A 19713-nucleotide genomic window follows, 5' to 3' on the forward strand; every position below is an offset into this window, starting at 1 on the left:
CTCAGTGTCCGAGGATGACGGAGCGGGAGAGGTGGCGGGGTGAATCGGGGTCGAGCCCGCGGGCGCGGGCGCGCTCAAGGGTCACCTTGTGGACCCGGACCAGTTCCGCGAGCGGATGCAGGTCCGATGCAACGAAGTCGGCGCCGGTGGCGGCGACCTCGGCAGCAAGGCCGTCGGGCCCATCCCCGAGCATCCAGGTCACGCGGCCGGGGGCGGCGATGGAGATGGGCCCGTGGCGGTACTCCATTGCGGGGTAGGACTCGGTCCAGCCCTGGACCGCTTCGCGCATCTTCAATGCGGCCTCGTGGGCAAGGCCAACGGTCCAGCCGGTGCCGAGGAAGCTGAATTGTTCGGCGTCGAGCAGCATCCGCTGGGTCGGAGACGAAAGGGCGCGCCGTGCGTCGTCGGCCGCGGCCGAGAGGTCGATGCCGGCCGTTGCCAGCAGGTAGGTAAGCGCCGTGGTGGCGAAGCGCGTCTGGACAACCGAGGTCTCATCGGCGTACGGCAGGGCAACGACGGCGTCGGCAAGCTCGACGGCGGGGGAGCCGGTATCACCAAGGACGGCGATGGTGCGGACCCGCCCCTTGAGGCGCTCGAGCAGCGTGAGGACCTCGCTTGTGGTTCCGGAGCGGGTAATGGCGATGACCGCCTCGTACCCCCGGCTTTCGACGGGCGCTGCTTCCGAAGCGGCGAACGCGTCGGTTTCCCCCTGGCCGGCGGCCTCGCGGGCCGCGGCATAGGACTGCGCCATGAACGAAGAGGTCCCGCAGCCAACGACTGCCACGCGGTGGCCCGGGGCGGGCGCGAGCTGTTCGGACCGGGCCTGGCCGATCGCACGCACCCAGAGGTCGGGCTGCGAATTGAGCTCTTCCTCCATGCGGCGCCCGCCGGTGCCCTGGGCGGGCTGGCTCGGATTCGGGTTCATGCGTGCTACTCCTTGGCTGGCGGCGCTGGAGGCGGCGGATGCGGCGCTCTTCCCACCAATGATGGCGTGTGATCGAATGCCCTGTCTAGTGATCAGGAGCGATCATCTTGGTCCGGTCTTCCTGAGGGCGTGCGTTTCTTTCCAAGTCGAATTACCGGCGAACCGCAACGTCACGGCCCGCAAGCGCTCCGAAGAACGAGGCATTGAGCAATCCCTTGACGTGAGACGTGGATCACGTCATTATTTTGACATTGCATGATTCGTTGTGATCGGGAATGGCTCCGAAGTATCACTAATCACCATCCTTCTCGGGCAGGTCTTCCTACGCCTGATGACCGCGGCGCACCGCCTGAAGGATGCACCACCTGAAAGAGGAATAGATGAAGAGCAGACTTCGTAGAGGCCTGATGGCCGCTGCCGCCGCAGGAACGCTGATGGTGACCTCCTGCGGGTTCGGGGGAGGTGGGACCGCCAACGAAGGTGAGGGCGGAGAGACAACGCTCAACATGCTTGTGCCGAGCTATTCGGACGGCACCAAGGCCCTGTGGGAAGGCGTCGTCAAGGAGTTCGAGGCAGCCAACGAGGGTGTCACGGTGAATCTGCAGATCGAATCGTGGGAAAACCTCGAATCGGTGCTGCAGACCAAGATCCAGGCCGGAGAAGCACCGGACATCTACAACGGAGGCGCCTTCTCCGCTTTCGCTTCCGAAGGCCTGCTCTACCCGGCTGAAGAGATCGCCTCACCGGAGGTCATCGGTGACTTCCAGACGTCCTTCGCCGAGAATGAGTCATTCGAAGGCACGCAGTACGGGCTTCCCCTTATCGCTTCGGCGCGTGCCCTCTTCTACAACAAGGACCTGATGGAAGAGGCCGGCGTCGCCGAACCTCCGACAACGTGGGACGAACTCCACGACGCGGCCAAGAAGATCACCGCAACCGGAACCCCCGGGTACGGCATGCCGCTTGGCTCCGAGGAAGCCCAGGGTGAGAGCCTCATCTGGTTTGCCGGCAACGGCGGCGGATTCGGTGATGAATCGAAGATCACAGTGAACACCCCGGAGAACCTCGAAGCGGCCGAGTTCATGAAGAAGATGATCACCGACGGCGTGACGCAGCCCGACCCCGGCGCCACCCAGCGGACGCCGATGCTGAATGTCTTCACCCAGGGCAAGATCGGCATGGTGTACGGGCTGCCGCAGACCGTGGGCCAGATCGAGAAGGAAAACCCCGACCTCAACTACGGCGTCGCCAATGTGCCGACCAAGGACGGCGAGCCGGCCACCCTCGGCGTCGCCGACCGCCTGATGGCCTTCAAGAACGACGACGCCAAGAAGGAGGCAATCACCCAGTTCATGGACTTCTTCTTCCAGGAAGACCAGTACGTGAACTGGGTCGAGACGGAGGGCTTCCTGCCCACCACCAAGAGCGGGGCCGAAGCGATGGCCTCGAACGAAACCCTCAAGCCGTTCCTCGAGATGCTTCCCGACGCCAAGTTCTACCCGACGTCCAACCCGGCGTGGAACGCGACCGACGGCGCCTTCAAGTCCCTCATGGGACAGCTTGAAGACAAGGACCCGGAAACGGTGCTTGAGCAAATCCAGGCCAAGGCAGACGCCGCAGCCTAATCCTTAACCGGGGAGCCGGCCCTCCGTGGCCGGCTCCCTCAGGGTTTCCGAAAGGGACTGGCATTTCATGAGCACCTTCCAACCGCCGGCGGCCCGTTTCCGGAAGCCCGGGCCCCAGAGCGGCGACAGCCTGTGGGCAGCGATGCCCTGGATCGGTCCCGTCCTGATCCTGATCTTCGGGGTGGTCCTGTTTCCAGCCGGATACATGATCTACAACTCCACGCGGCGCATCAGCCAGGCCGGCACCGACGTCGAGGGAGTGGGCGGCGCGAATTTCGCCGATGTCTTCGCCGACCCGAACCTGCCCCGGATCCTGCTCAACACCCTCGTCTGGGTGGTCGTCGTTGTGTCGTTGACCGTCCTCATTTCGCTCGCGCTGGCGAACTTCCTCAACAAGCCGTTCCCGGGACGCACCCTGGTGCGGATGGCTGTTGTGGTTCCCTGGGCGGCCAGCGTCGTCATGACCACGACCGTTTTCTACTACGGCCTCGACCGCGACTACGGGATCATGAACGCATTCCTCGTCGACATCGGCGTGCTCGATTCGGCCTACGGGTTCACCAAGAACGTCACCAGCGCCCTCGGTGCGGCGATCGTCGTCGGCGTCTTCGTTTCCATCCCGTTCACCACCTACACTCTGCTGGCCGGCCTGCAGGCCGTCTCGGCCGACACCCTCGAAGCCGCGAAGATGGACGGGGCGGGACCGGTGCGCACCTACTTCGGCGTCGTGCTTCCGCAGCTGCGCAGTGCGCTCGCCGTCGCGGTGCTCATCAACGTGATCAACGTGTTCAACAACCTGCCGATCCTGCGCATCATGACCGGTTCGATCCCGGGCTACAGCGCCGACACCCTCATGACCTACATCTTCAAGGTGCTTCAGTTCGATCGGCGTCTCGACATCGCCAGCGCCCTGAGCGTCGTAAATTTCGCCGTCGTCCTCTTGATCGTTGCGGTGTACGTCAAGGTCGTTCGTCCAATGAAGGAGAACTGAAGTGACAGTCGCCGCCCCGCTGAAGCTCGATGGAACGGCGCGGACCGCGGGCCGGACCAGACGGTACGGCTCCGACGGCGTCAGCAGGCGCCGCATGACAATGCGCGTCGTCGCCGGGATCGTGATCGCCGTCGTCTTCCTGACCCCGTACCTGATCATGCTGGTCGGTTCGCTGAAGACCCGGCCTGAAATCCTCGCCGTGCCGCCCGCGTACCTGCCGCAGGAGGGGCTGCAGCTGGGCAACTATGCGTCGATGTGGTCGACGCCTGAGACTCCGCTGCCGTACAACCTCGTCTCCACACTGATCATCGCTGTGTTCGCCACGCTCCTTGTGCTGCTCGTTGCCACCCCTGCCGCCTACTACACGGCGCGCTTCCGGTTCCCCGGCAAGCTCGCCTTTTTGTTCCTGGTGATCGTGACGCAGATGCTCCAGCCGGCCGTCCTCACGGCCGGATTGTTTCGTCAGATGCTGGTGCTCGACATCAACGACACCTGGCTCGCCATGATCCTCATCAACGCCGCCTTCAACCTCTCCTTCGCGCTGTGGATCATGCACAGCTTCTTCGCGGGGATCCCCAGGGAAATCGATGAGGCAGCCCAGCTCGACGGAGCGAGCCGGATAGCCGTGCTTTTCCGCGTCAACCTGCCGCTCGTCTGGCCCGGAATCGTCACAGCGATCATCTTCACCTTCGTTTCGTCGTGGAACGAGTTCGCTGCCTCCCTCGTGATCATGTCCACCGCCGAGAACCAGCCGCTGTCGGTTGCACTGACGAAGTTCATCGGCCAGTACGCAACGAGCTGGCAGTACGTCTTCGGCGTCTCGATCGTCGCGATCATCCCGGTGATCATCCTCTTCGCGCTGATCGAAAAGCGCCTTATCGGCGGACTCACGGCGGGAGCGGTGAAGTAACCGTCTTCCGCCGCCGCAACGGATCGGTTCTTTTCGTTGTGTGAGCCGGGGCGGGGTGTTATGCCTTGGTAGAAGGAATGGACCTTGGATGCGTTTCGGGCCGTTCCGCCGGAGCCAGCCGATGAAGGAGAAGTCATGACACTGCCCGAAGCCGAAGCCCGTGAACTCAGCGACTGGAGCCGGACGCTCACCCAGGCCCTGCAGATCCTTGACCTTGAGGTCGATTCGGAAAAGATCGTTGAAGTCGCATCGAAGTCCTCGGATTCGGTCGCCCCGAACGCCGGTGCAGTGAGCGCCTTCCTGATCGGTTACGCAGCAGGGACCGCCTCAACAAAAGGCCGGCGGGGCGCCGATGAGGCAGTACAGAAAGCGGCGGACACGGTGTTGCGGGTGCTTAGCGGAGGCGCCGACGACAGCTCCGAAGAAGACGGGTGGACGGGCACGGCCCAGTAGGTTCGTCACCGACGAACCGCAACGGAACATCATTCCGCCAACATCACTCCGCCGCGGTCGTAGCCTCCGCGGACGCGCGGGCGAGCCTGCGGCGAGCGTCCTCAAGGTGCCGCCGCTCGGCCGGATCGGTGGTCAGGGTGAGCGCGTGTGCGTACGCCGCTGCGGCTTCCGTGGTGCGCCCCGAGCGTTCGAGAAGGTGCGCCCGGGTGGCCCAGGCCGGCTGGAACCGGTGCAGGGTGCCGTCCGGATCCCCGAGGACAGCGAGCCCGGCGGCCGGCCCCTCCGCCTCACCGACCGCCGCGGCGAGGGATACCCGTGCACCGAGCGTTGGAAAGAGCTGGACGAGCGCGCGGTTGAGCTTCACAAGTGCCTCCCAGTCGGTTCGTCCCGTCCTGGCCCGGGCGCAGTGAACCGACTGCAGCGCCGCCTCGAGCTGGAACCGCCCGATCCGCCCCAGGGCGTGGGCCCGGTGGAGGTAGGCCTCGCCCCGGGCAATCAGGCGGGCATCCCAGGCTGCGGGATCCTGGCGGTCGAGGGGCACGAAAGTGCCGTCGGCTCCACCGCGCGCCGGGGCCCGCGCCAGTGACAGGCAGATGAGGGCGGCGAGCCCGTGCACCTCCGGCTCGGCGGGCAGCAGCTCGGCAAGTGTGGTGGCAAGGTAGAGGGCCTCGGCTGCGAGTGAGTCACGATAGGTTGTTCCCGACACGGCCCGCCAGTCGATCGCATGGGCGCCATAGACCGCTTCGAGGACGGCGGGGAGCCTGGCCGGCAGCACCTCGGTGTCGGGCACGCTGAAGGGAATCCGGGCGTCGCGGATGCGGCGCTTCGCCCGCACGAGCCGCTGCGCCATCGCCGGTTCCGGAACGGCAAAGGCCCTGGCTATCCTCCCGGAGTCGATCCCCAGCACCGTCTGCAGCATGAGCGGCGTGCGGATTCCCGGGTGAATTGCGGGGTGGGCGCAGACGAAGAGCAGCGCGAGGCGGCGATCCGGGAACGGGCCCCCGGCCGACCCGGCCTCGATGGTTGCGGCATCCGCCAGGGCGGGACCGGGCGCGTTGTCGAGGGGCACCGAGGTGCGCCGGGCTGCCGAACGGTAGCTGTCCTTCTGGCGGTTGCGCGCCACGGTGAGCAGCCACGCCTCCGGGTTGTCGGGGATCCCGCTGCGGGGCCAGAGCGTCAGCGCCTTGAGGAACGCGTCGGCGAGTGCGTCCTCGGCCGCGGCAAGGTCGCCGGTCGGGGCGGCGAGCAGTGCGAGCAGCCGCCCGTAGGAGGCACGCGCCACCGCCTCCACCCGCGCCGGTGCCGCGTCACCTCCAGTGTTTCGCTGGCTCAGTCCGGGCTCTGCCACTGACCGTCCCGGAAGACGATTGCCGACGGCCGGATTTCGATCACTCCGTACTGGGCTCCGGGGCACTTCTCGGCCCACGCCAGGGCGGCGTCGAGGTTGGGAACATCGATGAGGAACGTTCCGGCGAGTTTTTCCTTCGTGTCAGCGAACGGTCCGTCCTGGATCTCGAGGCTTCCGTTGCGGAGGGTCACGGTGGTCGTCGACGCTGCGGGTTGGAGGATGTCCGCCGAGATGAGTACTCCCGCGGCGTCGAGGGATTTCGCGTACGCATCGAAAGCGGCGCGGAAGGGCGCCATCTCCTCTTCGGTGACACCGGCGTCGTCGGCTTCAAGGTTATTCAGGAGCAATGAGTACCGCATCGTTCTGTCCTTCCTGCGTTTGTGTAGTGTCCGTCGGGCCGACGGACACTACATGAACGATCTCGGCGGCTCCCGATCGACAGTCCGGCTTCACGAATTTTTAGGAATCCCCATCTGCCTGGCGCTCCTCAAGCAGGCACCGGCTTCGACGGCGACGGCGACGCCTGCCCTGCCCCGTTTGAGTCGGCGGCAGCGGACCCGGCAGCGACCGCATCGCCGTTGGGGGCCGCTGTTGCCTCAAGGCGGATCAGCACCGACTTCGACGTCGGGGTGTTGCTTCCCTCGGCCACCGCATCCAGGGGTACAAGCACGTTCGCCTCCGGATAGTAGGCCGCGGCGCACCCCCGTGCGGTGGGGTAGGAAACCAGGCGGAAGTTCCGCAGCACCCGCTCGGTTCCGTCCTGGTACGCACCATGGACGTCAACGTACTGGCCGTCCTCGAAACCGAGTTCCGCGAGGTCTTCGGGGCTGACGAACACAACGTGCCGGCCCTTCTTGATGCCCCGGTAGCGGTCGTTGTGCCCGTAGATCGTCGTGTTCCACTGGTCGTGGGAGCGTATGGTCTGGAGGATCAGCGTCCCTGGTGGGCGTTCGATCGGTTCGAGGTCGTTGACCGTCAGCACCGCCTTTCCCGTGGGGGTGCGGAAGGTCCGCGAATCGCGCGGCCCGTTGGGCAGCACGAAGCCCCCGTCCTGCCGGATCCGCTCGTTGTAGTTGTCGCAGCCCTCGACGACGTGCGAGATGTGCTCGCGGATGAGGTCGTAGTTCTTCTCGAACCCGGCCCAGTCGGCGTTGATCTTGTCGCCGAGCACCGCGTGTGCCAGCCGGCTGATGATCGCCGGCTCGGAGAGCAGGTTCGGCGAGACCGGTTCCACCGTTCCCCAGGAGGGGTGGACCGCGCAGACCGTGTCTTCGACGGAGACGAACTGGTGCCCTGTCTCCTGCACGTCGATTTCGGTCCTTCCCATCGTCGGGAGGATCAGCGCCTCCTCACCCGTGATCAGGTGGGAGCGGTTGAGCTTCGTCGAGATCTGCACCGAAAGGTCGAGGTTGCGCATCGCCGCTTCGGCCACGGTGGTGTCGGAAATCGCCGAGACCAGGTTTCCGCCGAGGGCAACGAGGACCTTGATCCGGCCGTCGCGCATCTGGCGGATGCTGTCAACGGCATCCACTCCGTGATCACGGGGAGGATCGAATCCAAATTCTTCACCGAGGGAGTCGAGGAAGGCCGGAGGCATCTGCTCCCAGATACCCATCGTGCGGTCGCCCTGGACATTGCTGTGGCCGCGGATTGGGGAGGCCCCGGCGCCCGGCTTCCCGATGTTGCCCCGCAGCAGGAGCAGGTTGATGATCTCCTTGATGGTGGGCACTGCCTTCTTCTGCTGGGTGATGCCCATGGCCCACGTGATGATCACCCGCTCCGCCCTCAGGTACCGGGCAGCGAGTTCGTCAATCTCCTTGCTGCGGAGCCCCGTCGCTTCGCGGACCGCATCCTCGTCGAGTTGGGACAGGTGCTCCCTCAGGTCCTCGAGGCCCTCGCAGTGCTCCGCCAGGAACTCATGGTCAAGGACCTTGCCGGGGTTCTTCGCCTCGGCGTCGAGCACCCGCTTCGACACCGCCTGCAGCAGGGCCATGTCTCCGCCCAGCCGGATCTGCAGGAACTGGTCGGCAATCTCGGTTCCCCGGCCGACGATCCCCTTGACCCGTTGCGGGTTCTTGTAGCGGCGCAGCCCCGCCTCGGGCAGCGGGTTCACTGCCACAATCTCCGCCCCGAACTCCTTGGCTTCCTCGAGGGCCGTGAGCATGCGCGGATGGTTGGTTCCCGGGTTCTGGCCGAGAATGATGATGAGGTCCGAGCGCGCGAAATCGTCGTACGTGATTGTCGCCTTGCCGATCCCGATCGTCTGGCCCATGCCCCAGCCCGAGGACTCGTGGCACATGTTCGAGCAGTCGGGAAGGTTGTTCGTGCCATAGGCGCGGGTGAACAGTTGGTACAGGAAGGCCGCCTCATTTGAGGTCCGCCCGCTCGTGTAGAACGCCGCCTCGTGGGGTGAGTCCAGGCTCTTCAGCTTTGCGGCGACGATCGAGAAGGCTGCGTCCCAGCTGACGGGCCGGTAATGGTCGTCGCCGGCGGCCTTATAGACCGGCTCGGTGAGCCTTCCCTGCATGCCGAGCCAGTACTCGGTCATCCCGAGAAGCTCGCTGACCGAATGCTCTGCCCAGAAATCGGAGGAGATCACGACGGGTGTGGCTTCCCAGGTGACCGCTTTCGCCCCGTTTTCGCAGAACTCGAAGGCCTTGCGGTGGTTCGGGTCGGGCCAGGCGCAACTTGGGCAGTCGAAGCCGTCCTTCTGGTTCATCGCCAGCAGGGTCTTCCGTGTCCGGTCGACGCCCATGTGTTCGAGGGCGGGCTTCATCGAGTAATAAACCCCGGGTATCCCCGCCGCCCAGTCCTTTGGGTGATCCTTGACCTCGACGTTCTTTTCGTCGGGCTCATTGACCTTGGGGTTGCTGCGGACCATCGTGCACTTCCCTTCTTCCGGCATCTACGCTGCTGCCGGGCTCCCTGCTGCACTGACCTCGTCCCTCAGGACTAGCAGGCGGAAGGGGGCGCCGCAATACTTTCTTTGTTCGGGTTTACACCGCGTGGATCGACCACCGTGCCGAATGCGAATCCCCGGGCTGAAGCACAATGAGGTCCGTCTCCGAGTTGAACGCATCGGGCGGGCAGGTCATCGGTTCAACGGCCATCCCAAGCCGTGAAATTGCCGGGTTGGGCTGGTCGGCGGTGTGTACCTGGACCCACTGGCAGTCCTCGCCGAAGGTCACTGCGGCACCGCGGCCGTCGGTGCCGGTGACGCTCACCGTGACCCGCCCGTCGTCGTAGGCAAGGCCGGTGAAGGCGTGGTCGATGAACGTCGAACCGACAATGCGTGGGGTCCGGAAGTCGAACTCCGGGTTGACCGGGGTGAGGGTTGTGGGAATCAGGCGGTCTTCGGTGACCGCCAGGAACCGATCGGCCGGAAGGGAGAGCAGCCAGTCGTCAACAACGCCCTCGCCGCCGAGGAGGTACGGGTGCGGTGCTGTCCCATACGGAGCGGGGGAGGACCCGGTGTTGCTGGCGGTCACCGTTGTGTGAAGTCCGTCGTCATCGAGCCAGTAGTCAACGCCGAGTGCGAGGCGGAAGGGGTAGCCGACGCTCGGCGCAAGGTCGGTGCGGAGGCGCACCGCGGACTCGGTCGAGTTCTCCAACGTCCAGTCCTGCCAGGCCACCAGCCCGTGGAGGGCATGGCCGCGTTGGGGTTCGGAGATGCTCAGGGCGTGGTCGACGCCGTCAAAGGTGTAAGTGCCGTCCACAACGCGGTTGGGCCACGGGGCCAGGAGCGCGCCGCGGAAGTAGGGCCGGACCTCTTCGGCTGCGAAGGGAAGCACGAGGTCGCGGCCATCAAAGCGCAGGGTACGCAGGGTGGCACCGGTGCTGGCGATCGTTGCCGTATAGCTGCCGTGGCGGAGGGCGTGCTGGCGGCCGGACTGGGGGAGCGTGTTGAGGTTTTCCATAGGCCTTTTCAGGGTAACCGGCTGCGGGCCGGAAATGGGGACAGCTCCCCTCGACGAACGTGTCGGGGGGAGCTGTCGGGGAGTGCGGTTGGGGCTGCCGGGTGGAACTTATGGAACGGATTCAGCCCTTTCCGTCAGCCCTTCACGTCAGCCCTTCACACCGGAGCGGGAGACCCCTTCGATGATGAACCGCTGCAGGAACACGAACAGGGCAAGAACCGGGACGCTGGCCATCACGGCCCCGGCCATCAGCAGGTCGTACCGCACGGCGTTGGCGGACTGGAGTGTCGAAAGCCCAGCGGGGAGCGTCTGCACTTCCGGGCTGAAGAGCACATAGACCGGCCAGAGGAAATCGTTCCAGTTGGTGAGGAACGCCAGGAGGGCCAGTGTGGCCATTGCCGGCTTCGCCAGCGGCAGGATGATCTTGGTGAACATCTCGAAGCGGTTGGCGCCGTCGAGGCGCGCGGCCTCTTCGAGGTCCTCGGGGAGCGCCCCGAAGAACTGGCGCATGAAGAACACGCCGAACGCCGAAGCCGCCGTTGGAACGACGATCGAGACCAACGAGTTGAGCCAGCCGAGGTCGCTGACGATCAGGTAGTTGGGGATCACGAGGATGACCGGCGGCACGAGCAGGGTTGCGACAATCACGCCGAACACGATGTTCTTGCCGCGGAAGTTCATTCGCGCGAGGGGGTACGCCGCCAGGGAGGCAGTGACAACGACGAGGACCGAGTGGAGCAGCGCCGCAACCATGCTGTTGACGAACCAGCGCAGCACCGGCGTGCTGCTGCCGGGCGCGAGGATCGCCTCGTACGCCTGGAGGGTGAACGGGCTGGGAATCCAGCTCGGAGGGATGCCGGTTGCATCTTCGCGGGTCTTGAACGACGTCATGATCATGAAGATGAGCGGGCTGATGAACACCAGCGCAACCACGCTGAGGAACACGAGGCGGAGGATTCCCCTGCGGCGGTCAGCGGGGGACTTGGTCCGGACGTTCGGGCGCTGCGCCGGGGTTTCGGTTTCGGTGCCGGTTCCGGTTTCGGTGAGCTGGGTCATTTCGCGTCCTTCTTTTCACGGAAGAGCCAGAAGACGATCAGGCTCAGCAGCATCAGGAACAGCGTGAGCACGTAGCTCATCGCCGCCGCGTTACCCATCTGGAAGTTGCGCAGGCCGGTTTCGGCGATCTGGTAGATGGCGGTGCGTGTCTCGCGGCCCGGACCGCCGAGGGTGATCAGGTAGGACTGCCCAAACATGTTCACCGACGCGATCAGCGTGACGATCGTGATGAAGGACAGTACGGGGCGCAGGCCCGGAAGGGTGACGTTGACGAACTGTCCCCATTTGCTGGCGCCGTCGACCTGTGCGGCTTCGTAAAGTTCGGCAGGAATGTCCTGGAGGGCGGCGAGGTAGATGACGGCGTTAAAGCCGAGGGTCCACCACACCGTGACGCCGACAAGGGCAACCCAGGCCGCCGGGGTCGACGTCGTCCATGCGATGTCGTCGGGCAGGCCGATCACGCCGAGGTAGTAGTTCACGAGGCCGATGTTGTTGTCGAGCAGGTACCGCCACAGGACCGAAATCACTGCGACACCAAGGACATACGGCGCGAAATACACTGCGCGGAAGAAGTTGCGTCCGGGGAACTTCTTGGCCATCAGCAGGGCGACGGCGAGGGGGATGGTCAGGAGCAGCGGAACGCTGAAGACCGTGAAGATTCCGGTGGCGCGCATCGAGCTCCAGAAGGAGGCGAAGTGGACCGAGTTCGGATCGAAGAGGGCGGCGTAGTTGGCCAGCCCAACGAAAGGCTTGAGCGGGAGGGTGTAATCCCAGGCGTGGAGGCTGATCCACAGACCGAAAACGATCGGCAGGAGCACGAACCCGATGAAGAGCAGGAGATAGGGGGCAAGGAACAGCCACGGGGTGGCTGGAGCCTGCTTCGCGACGGGTTTGTTGGGGCTTGTCTCGATGGTGGCCGGCCGGCCACCGGGCGCCCTCTTCGGTGAGAGGGCGCCCAGCTGCGGTTTAGGTGTCATTGTCGATCATTTTCCAAACGAGGCTTGGTTTTCCTTCATCAAAGCTGATGCTTTCTTCGCAGCCTCGGTCAGCGCTTCCTTGGGCTTCTGCTCGCCCAGGACGGCGTTGTTCACTGCAACTTCGAGGGTTTCGGCCTGCACCGTTCCCAGGCCGGGAGCGGAGGGGAGGAACCTCATCGAGTCGACCTTCTCGGCGATTGCTTCCTGCGGCATTCCGTCGAGGACGCCGCTGGCACGTACCGACTCACGGGCGGGGATCATTCCCGATCCTGCCCAGGTGTCGGAGTGCTCGCTCATCCAGGCGATGAAGACCTTGGCGGCGTCGGCCTTGTTCTGGTCCGGCTTGGCCTGGCGGGGGAGGAAGAAGTTGTGCGCGCTCGCCCAAACGGCATCGGTCTTGCCGATGGTCGGGATCGGTGCGGCGGCGTAGGGTACGCCGGCCGCTTCGAGGTCGTTGAGCTGCCAGATGCCGTCCCACGTGATCGAGGTCTTGCCGTTCTTGAAGGCAACGTACTGGGAATCGAGGGCGACCTTGGAGGGGCTGTAGCCTTCCTCGATCATCGATGTCTGCCAGCTCAGTGCGTCGACGCCCGCCTGGGAGTCGAAGGTGGCCTTCGCGTTTTCGGGATCGTAGGGCTCGCCGCCGTTCTGCCACAGGAGCGAGAGGTTCATCAGGTGGGCCGGCCACCGTGCGGGCATCCAGAACGGGTTGTCGTACCCGGCTGCCTTGAGCTTGTCCAGCGCCGCCTCGAAGGATGCGGCGTCGGTGGGCGCTTCCTTGATTCCGGCTTTTTCGAAGTGCTCGGTGTTGTAGTACATGGCGAGGGAGTGGACGTCCAGGGGCACGCCGTAGCGGGCTTCCTTGTAGACGCCTGCGTTCCAGACCTCTTCGGTGAAGTCGTCACCGGTGAGTTCAAGGCTCTCCACGAGGTCGTCGACGGGGACGATCACGTTGCGTGCCGCGTTCGTTGAAAGCTGCTCGAGGTGCATGACCCCGACGTCGGGGCCTTCGCCCGCTGTGACTGCCGCTGGGAGGCGCTGGTAAAGGTCTTCCCACTTCATTGTGTTCGGTGTGACCTTGATGTTCTCGTGTTCGGCATTGAACTCGTCGACCATCTTTTCCATGAATGCGCCGTCACCGCCGGTGAAGCCGTTCCAGTAGTCGAGCTCGACCGCGGGGCCGGTGTACTCACCGGTGAAGGCAGCACCCGCTCCCTGCTGGGGGCCCGAGCCGCCGCAGGCACTCAGGGCCAGAACGGCGGTCACGCCGATGGCGGTGACTGCGGAAATGCGGTTGCGAATGAACCGCTTGGGATAGGTCATCATCGTCCTCCTCGGTGAAAAACATCGGTCGGCGCTCGGTGCGCTCCCCAGTAACTCCTTGCGCCGCAACCAACCGCCGCGGCTCCTAGGCGTCCGATCAAGATACAGCGCTGTAAACTGGTCTGTCTACCGAATGGTCGGAAGCGGCGGACGTCTCAACTAGGATTATTGAGTCGGAAGAGGGGAGTCCAATGAAGCGCGTGCGCCTTGCCGATGTGGCCGAATTCGCAAACGTCTCAACCAAAACCGTATCGAATGTCGTCCACGACTATCCCCATGTCGCCCCCGAACTCCGCACCCGTGTCCAGGCGGCGATCGACGAACTCGGGTACCGCCCCAACCTGACGGCGCGCCGGCTCGTCACCGGAAAGACGGGAATGATCGCCCTGGCCATCCCGGAGATCGATCAACCCTACTTCTCGGAGCTGTCCCGTTCGATCGCCGAGGAAGCCTCACGCCGGGGATACCGCGTGATCATCGAACAAACCCTCGGCAACCTCGATGCCGAGCACGCCGTCCTCGAGGACCGCGAAGCCGGACTGGTTGATGGAATCATCTTCCACCCCGTACGCATGGGCGCATTGGCGATCGCGAAACTCCATCACGACACGCCACTGGTCCTGCTGGGGGAGGCAAACATGCCGGTGACGACGGACCATGTCATGATCGACAACGTCGGCGCCGCTGCAGGCGCTGTGGACCACCTTTACCGCCAGGGACGGCGGAGGATCGCCTTCCTCGGGGTGGTTGCCGGCGACATCACATATTCAACGGATAAGCGGCTGCTCGGGTACCAGCAGGGACTCATCGAGGCGGGATTGGAGCTCGACCCGGATCTGGTGCTGTCGGTTCCCGACTTCTCGCCGGAAGCCAGCAGCGCTGCGCTGCGGGAGGCGCTGGAGCGCGGGATCGCGATCGATGGAGTGGTGTGCCGCGACGACAAGTTCGCAGCAGGGGCCCTCCGTGCCTGTAATGACGCGGCAGTCGACGTACCGGGCGACATTGCCGTGCTTGGTTGGGACGACACGGCGATCGGCCGCTACACCACGCCAAGCCTCACGTCGGTGGCTCCCGACAAATGCGGACTGGCGGAGACCGCGCTTGAGCTGTTGATCGAGCGGATCGATGGGTTCCGGGGCATCGGCAGGCACCGGATCGTTCCGCACTCACTGACAATCCGCGAGAGCGCGCCCGCCGTAGCCGCCGGGCGCTAGGGGCCCGAAGCCCAGGCGGGCGGGCCTGGCCGGCCCGCGCCCGTCCTGTCCGGCCCCATTCGCGTGTTGGGTAATATTCCCCCCTTGCCGGCCCAGGCCGGTCCGCGCGTCGTCCTGCCGGGCCGCTTGGCTTCGAAAGGCCGACCGTCCGCTGCGATCTGATCCCCAACTTTACAGCGTTGAAAATTTGGTAAAAGATTGCGCCATGCTTAACTCGATCCCCTTCAGCGCGAGCACCCAAGACGGCGACTACCCGAGGCCACAGCTGGTCCGCAGCTCCTGGCACGACCTCTCGGGCGAGTGGGGCTTCGAGCACGACGACTCGGATCGGGGCCGGAAGGAAGGCTGGTTCTCCGGTGCAACGGACTTCTCCCGGTCGATCATCGTGCCCTTCCCTCCCGAGTCCTCACGCTCGGGCATCGGTGACACCGGCTACCACCCCGTCGTCTGGTACAAGCGGACCCTGACGGCGGAGGACCTCGCCGCAAGCGGCTGGACAGGGGACGGCGGCCGCGTAATCGTGCACTTCGGCGCTGTTGACTACCGCGCGTCGGTCTGGCTGGACGGGCAGCTTCTGGGTACCCACGAGGGCGGCCAGACTCCCTTCTCCTTCGACATCACCGCCCACGCGAGAACGGGCAGGGAGCTCGCCCTCGTCGTCCGGGCCGAGGATGACCCCCACGATGTCTCCCAGCCCCGCGGCAAGCAGGACTGGCTCGAAGACCCGCACGTGATCTGGTACCACCGGTCGACGGGCATCTGGCAGCGGGTGTGGCTCGAGACTGTCCCGGAGACCTACGTACGCTCCCTGTCCTGGCAGTCGAACGTGCCGGCCGGGTCGGTTCAGCTCGACGTCGAGCTCTCCGAGCGCCCCCGCGGGCAGGTCAGCGTCCAGGTTGAGCTCAGCTACCGGGGACGGCCGCTCGGTTCCCAGCAGCTTTCAACCGACCAGCCGCGCTTCGCCGTGTCAAGCTTCCTCGCGCACCAAAGCAACGGCCAGGCGTACGAGTCGCTGCTGTGGTCTCCCGAACACCCTCGGCTGATCGACGCCCGGGTCGTTCTCAGGGATGAGAACGGTGACCTCCTTGATGAGATCTGGTCCTACCTTGGCCTGCGCAGCGTGGGTGAGGCCGGTGGCCGCTTCCTGCTCAATGACCGGCCCTACTATGTCCGCTCGGTTCTCGAACAGGGATTCTGGGCCGATTCGCTGTTCACGGCGCCCGATTCGCGGGCCATCCGTGACGAGGTTCAGCTCATCAAGGACCTGGGCTTCAACTCGGCCCGGCTTCACGAAAAGGTCGAGGACCCGCGCTTCCTCTACTGGGCCGATCGGCTCGGCCTGCTGATCTGGGGCGAGATGGGAAGCACCTTCGAGTTCTCAACGACCGCCGTCCAGCGCGTCGCACGCGAATGGATGAGCGTCGTCGAGCGGGACCGCTCCCACCCGAGCATCGTCACCTGGGTTCCGGTCAACGAAAGCTGGGGCGTGCAGCACGTTTCCCACGAACCTGCCCAGCAGCACTTCGTGCAGGCGCTCTACCACCTGACCAAGGCCCTCGACCCCACCCGCACGGTCGTTTCGAACGACGGCTGGGAGCACACGGACTCGGACCTCCTGACGATCCACGACTACACGACCACCCATGACGGTCTCGCGGCGAACTACAAGGACGCCGCCGCAGTCCAGGCACTTGTCGACGGCGTGGGTCCGGCCGGACGGCGCCTGATGGTCCTGCCCACCGGCGGCACGGGCAAACCGGTGATGGTCTCCGAATTCGGTGGAGTCACCTACGCCCCGAACAGCACGATCGAGACCTGGGGCTACTCAACAACTGAGTCACCGGAGATCTTCGCCGAGCGCGTCGGCGGACTGTTTTCCGCACTCCATGCAAGCCCGGTGCTCGCCGGCTTCTGCTACACGCAGCTGACCGACACCATGCAGGAGGCAAACGGGCTTACAGACGAGAACCGGAAGCCCAAGCTGCCGATCGCTGCGATCCGGGAGATGGTGACGGGGCGCCTTGATGAGCCCCGCGAGGACGCGATGCCCGAGCCGGAGTGGCTGATCCCGCAGCAGCAGGCCGGTCCCGCTGCCGAAGCCCCCCGGTCCTAGAGCCGGGCCTCCGCCGGCATTCGCCGGTGGAGGCCTCCTCGGCACCTGATTGCCAAGCGTTCAGGGGCTGACTTCGAGCAGCTCGCTGAGGATTTCCGAGGCGGTCTCCGAGTTCCCGGCATCGGAGTAGTGCTTGGCGGCCTGCAGGAAGTGCTGCCGGGCCCGGGGCAGGTCATCGGTGCTCACATGGTATTTTGCCCAAAGGCGTTCCATCAGCCCGACTGCTTCAAACTCAAGTTCCTCATCCTGTTCCTGGATCTGCTTCAGGAGCGGCAGGACCTTGCTGAAGTTCCCACGGAGGGTGTGGAAGTGCGCTTGGGCCAGCAGGAGTTCGGCCTGCTCCTGGGGGCTGCTCGTGATGCGAAAACCGAGCTCGGCATTCGCGAGGCACTGCTCGACTGCGGCGTCGGCGATCCCGGCGATCAGGCGGGCACTGGCACTTGCCCGGTTGAAGTGGGCCCAGAGGTGGACATCGGTCTGGGGCCAGAGGTGTTTGGCGGCGATCGCGTGCTGGGCGAGACCGGTCTCCACGTCGCCCCGGCGGAACGCGATGTTGCCGATGACCCAGCCCGCACGCCCGATCATCGGGGAGGGAACCTCGGGGACGCTGTCCAGGGCGGTGAAGGACGCGGCCTCCTCCCAGGCTTCATCCATGTCTCCCTTGACCGAAAGCGCCGCGATGAGGATGAACCAGCATTTCATCTTGGTCACCGAGTGTTCGGGAAGCGATGCCGATTCATCAACAGCAAGGCGGGCAAGGGCGACCGACTCCTCAAGGTCCCCTGCATTGCGTTTGATCACCGATATCCCGCCAAGCGCCGTGGCTCGCAGTTCAGGCCACTCATTGCTGATCGGCTGGGCAAGGAGGTCCCTAAAGACTGCTTCGGCGTCGTTCATGCGGCGCAGCAGAACATACGCCTCGGCCTGCATGTTCGAAAGTTGCCACCAGGCCGCGGTGTTCTGCTGCTCGCGGGCAAGACTTGCCGCGTACTCGGCTTCGGAGGCTGCGAGCTCGTAGTCCTTGATGTCCCACGCATTGTGAGCGTGCATCATTGCCGCGGCGAGGGCCCCGCTGTCATCAACCGGCTCCGGTCCCATCCAGCCAAGGACTTCGTCGGCATCGCGCTCAAGTGTGGCTGCGAAATGGAGTGCCATCGCGGACGTGGGACGGCGGTGGCCCCGCTCAAGCAACGAAATATAACTCGGGGAATACCGCGATCCCCCCAAGTCGCTTTGGGTTAATCCCTTCGCAATGCGCGCGCTTTTTAGCTGGTCCCCAAAATTCACTGTTCAACTTCCTGCTGGCAACTTGTCAAGGTTCTTGACCGTGACAGTCTATTGATCCGCAGACTTGCCAAGCATGCGACACGGTTATACCGGTTTTCGGAAATGAAACTTTATGGGGTTGCCGGTGGACGGACGGGATGTTTACTGACCATTGAAACGCGGTTGAAGGCTCCGATTGTTATTGCAATCCAGCTGAGCGCCGAGAATTCGGCGTCGCTCAAATTGCGACGGGCCTCGGCGAATTCCCTGTCGCGTTCGACTGATCCGGGCAGTTCCGTGACAGCCTCGGCAACGGCCAGTGCGGAGCGCTCCCCGGCGGTGAAGAGCTCCGTGTCCCGCCATGCCGAAAGTACGGCGACGCGCTGTCGAGTCGCGCCCGCTTCAAGTGCGGCCTCCGTGTGGCGCTGGAGGCAGTAGGCGCATCCGTTGATTTGGGAAACCCGGATATTCACCAGTTCCGTCAGTTCCCGGCTGATGCCCGCCGCCTCGGCGGATTCCCGGGCCCTTAGCGCAACAGCGTTGAGCGCTTTGAATAGCGCGGGATCCTCCTTGTCCAGGAAGACGGAGTGACGCGTGTGGTTCGGTGTTGCGGAATTCACAAGGGATCTGCTCCGGGATGTTTGGGTCAACGGTGTTTCCGTGATGGGTACCAGTATGTCAGCGCCTGAGGTACGGATTTTCATCCCGCCGCACGCGAGGGCAGCACCGCAGTACCATCTGAGGGTGAAACCGTTTCTATTGCTGGCCACGCGGGCCGACGACGCCGCTGCCGAAGGTGAGTATGAGGGATTCCTGCGTTTCGGGGGTCTTGAGCGGAGCGAGCTTCATCGGGTTCGGGTCGAGGAAGCGCCGCTTCCGGCTATTGACCTGTCCAGATACTCAGGCATCTTCGTTGGCGGAAGTCCGTTCAATTCCTCAGACCCGGAGGAGCAGAAGTCCGATGTGCAGCGGCGGGTGGAGCGGGAGATCGGCGTCCTGCTCGATGAGGTTGTCGAATCCGACTTCCCGTTCCTCGGGGCTTGCTACGGTGTGGGAACTCTGGGGCGCCATCAGGGGGCGGTGATCGACCGCACCTTCGGAGAGCCGGTTGGCGCAACGACGATCACCGTCAACGAGGCGGGATCCGCGGACCCCCTGCTGGAGGGGATGCCGGAAGAGTTCATGGCCTTTGTCGGCCACAAGGAGGCCTGTGCCACGCTTCCAGACGGCGCAGTGGCGCTGGCTTCGTCGCCGGACTGCCCGGTGCAGATGTTCAGAATTAAGCAGAATCTTTACGCGACGCAGTTCCACCCCGAACTCGACAACGAGGCATTGGTGCAGCGCATCCACATCTACCGCAACGCCGGATATTTCCCGCCCGAAGAGGCCCATGACTACATGGAACGGGCGCGGCAGGCCCGGGTGAACCAGCCGGCGCGCATCCTGCGCAATTTCGTGCGCCGTTACGCGGTCGACTGACCGCGTCCGGCGGCGAGGCAGCGCGGACTGGTGTGGCTGCCCGGCGTACGCTGCCGGGCCCTGCCCGGCTGGCGTCTGCTGCTGCCGGCCTACGCTGCCCGGTCGGTGCTGCTGAC

At 64.8% G+C, this 19713-nt stretch carries 17 protein-coding genes; 7 read left to right on the top strand and 10 right to left on the bottom strand.

The window, feature by feature from the left end; genetic code table 11:
* Position 1: 1 nt before the first annotated feature.
* Positions 2-925, bottom strand: a complete 924-nt coding sequence (locus AC4D2R_RS03880; protein WP_490937690.1) for an SIS domain-containing protein — start codon at positions 923-925, stop codon at positions 2-4.
* A 380-nt stretch (positions 926-1305) separates the two neighbouring features.
* Here AC4D2R_RS03880 and AC4D2R_RS03885 point away from each other — a divergent pair, with 380 nt between their 5' ends.
* The 4 genes from AC4D2R_RS03885 (at position 1306) to AC4D2R_RS03900 (ending at position 4904) form a co-directional block, all read left to right on the top strand.
* Complete coding sequence (locus AC4D2R_RS03885; protein ID WP_490937692.1) at positions 1306-2550, top strand: extracellular solute-binding protein; 1245 nt, start codon at positions 1306-1308, stop codon at positions 2548-2550.
* Between the two features lie 67 nt (positions 2551-2617).
* Complete coding sequence (locus tag AC4D2R_RS03890) at positions 2618-3541, top strand: carbohydrate ABC transporter permease (protein WP_490937694.1); 924 nt, start codon at positions 2618-2620, stop codon at positions 3539-3541.
* Between the two features lies 1 nt (position 3542).
* A complete protein-coding gene (locus AC4D2R_RS03895) occupies positions 3543-4451 on the top strand; it encodes a carbohydrate ABC transporter permease (RefSeq protein ID WP_490937696.1) in 909 nt (302 codons plus the stop codon).
* A gap of 135 nt (positions 4452-4586) precedes the next feature.
* Positions 4587-4904: a DUF6457 domain-containing protein gene (locus tag AC4D2R_RS03900; protein ID WP_490937698.1), complete on the top strand. Its 318-nt coding sequence runs from the start codon at positions 4587-4589 to the stop codon at positions 4902-4904.
* 43 nt (positions 4905-4947) lie between these two features.
* Here AC4D2R_RS03900 and AC4D2R_RS03905 read toward each other — a convergent pair whose 3' ends face one another.
* From AC4D2R_RS03905 to AC4D2R_RS03935, 7 genes are all read right to left on the bottom strand, one after another.
* Positions 4948-6252, bottom strand: coding sequence for an RNA polymerase sigma factor (locus AC4D2R_RS03905; protein ID WP_490937700.1), 1305 nt, complete (start codon positions 6250-6252; stop codon positions 4948-4950).
* The gene (locus AC4D2R_RS03910) at positions 6234-6611 is read right to left on the bottom strand and encodes a YciI family protein (RefSeq protein WP_490937702.1); all 378 of its coding nucleotides are present in this window, start codon (positions 6609-6611) and stop codon (positions 6234-6236) included. Before AC4D2R_RS03910 ends, AC4D2R_RS03905 begins: the two co-directional genes overlap by 19 nt.
* A gap of 128 nt (positions 6612-6739) precedes the next feature.
* A complete protein-coding gene (locus AC4D2R_RS03915; RefSeq protein ID WP_490937704.1) occupies positions 6740-9133 on the bottom strand; it encodes an FdhF/YdeP family oxidoreductase in 2394 nt (797 codons plus the stop codon).
* A gap of 115 nt (positions 9134-9248) precedes the next feature.
* Complete coding sequence (locus AC4D2R_RS03920) at positions 9249-10169, bottom strand: aldose 1-epimerase family protein (protein ID WP_490937707.1); 921 nt, start codon at positions 10167-10169, stop codon at positions 9249-9251.
* A gap of 147 nt (positions 10170-10316) precedes the next feature.
* Positions 10317-11225, bottom strand: coding sequence for a carbohydrate ABC transporter permease (locus AC4D2R_RS03925; protein ID WP_490937712.1), 909 nt, complete (start codon positions 11223-11225; stop codon positions 10317-10319).
* A complete protein-coding gene (locus AC4D2R_RS03930) occupies positions 11222-12202 on the bottom strand; it encodes a carbohydrate ABC transporter permease (RefSeq protein ID WP_490901780.1) in 981 nt (326 codons plus the stop codon). Before AC4D2R_RS03930 ends, AC4D2R_RS03925 begins: the two co-directional genes overlap by 4 nt.
* A gap of 6 nt (positions 12203-12208) precedes the next feature.
* The gene (locus tag AC4D2R_RS03935; protein ID WP_490901782.1) at positions 12209-13528 is read right to left on the bottom strand and encodes an ABC transporter substrate-binding protein; all 1320 of its coding nucleotides are present in this window, start codon (positions 13526-13528) and stop codon (positions 12209-12211) included.
* Between the two features lie 188 nt (positions 13529-13716).
* Here AC4D2R_RS03935 and AC4D2R_RS03940 point away from each other — a divergent pair, with 188 nt between their 5' ends.
* Both AC4D2R_RS03940 and AC4D2R_RS03945 read left to right on the top strand, forming a co-directional pair.
* Positions 13717-14739 (top strand): LacI family DNA-binding transcriptional regulator, encoded by a 1023-nt coding sequence (locus tag AC4D2R_RS03940; protein ID WP_490937713.1) that lies wholly within the window; start codon positions 13717-13719, stop codon positions 14737-14739.
* A 205-nt stretch (positions 14740-14944) separates the two neighbouring features.
* On the top strand, positions 14945-16852 hold the full coding sequence (locus AC4D2R_RS03945; RefSeq protein ID WP_490937714.1) for a glycoside hydrolase family 2 TIM barrel-domain containing protein: 1908 nt from the start codon (positions 14945-14947) through the stop codon (positions 16850-16852).
* A 60-nt stretch (positions 16853-16912) separates the two neighbouring features.
* Here AC4D2R_RS03945 and AC4D2R_RS03950 read toward each other — a convergent pair whose 3' ends face one another.
* The gene (locus tag AC4D2R_RS03950; RefSeq protein WP_490937716.1) at positions 16913-18139 is read right to left on the bottom strand and encodes a helix-turn-helix domain-containing protein; all 1227 of its coding nucleotides are present in this window, start codon (positions 18137-18139) and stop codon (positions 16913-16915) included.
* A gap of 110 nt (positions 18140-18249) precedes the next feature.
* Positions 18250-18738, bottom strand: a complete 489-nt coding sequence (locus AC4D2R_RS03955) for a carboxymuconolactone decarboxylase family protein (protein ID WP_490937718.1) — start codon at positions 18736-18738, stop codon at positions 18250-18252.
* A 124-nt stretch (positions 18739-18862) separates the two neighbouring features.
* On the opposite strand from AC4D2R_RS03955, the gene AC4D2R_RS03960 reads away from it, so the two are divergent.
* The gene (locus AC4D2R_RS03960; RefSeq protein ID WP_490937721.1) at positions 18863-19597 is read left to right on the top strand and encodes a glutamine amidotransferase; all 735 of its coding nucleotides are present in this window, start codon (positions 18863-18865) and stop codon (positions 19595-19597) included.
* The last annotated feature ends 116 nt before the right edge of the window (positions 19598-19713 follow it).

The sequence above is a fragment of the Arthrobacter sp. TJ-217 genome, assembly GCF_058269255.1.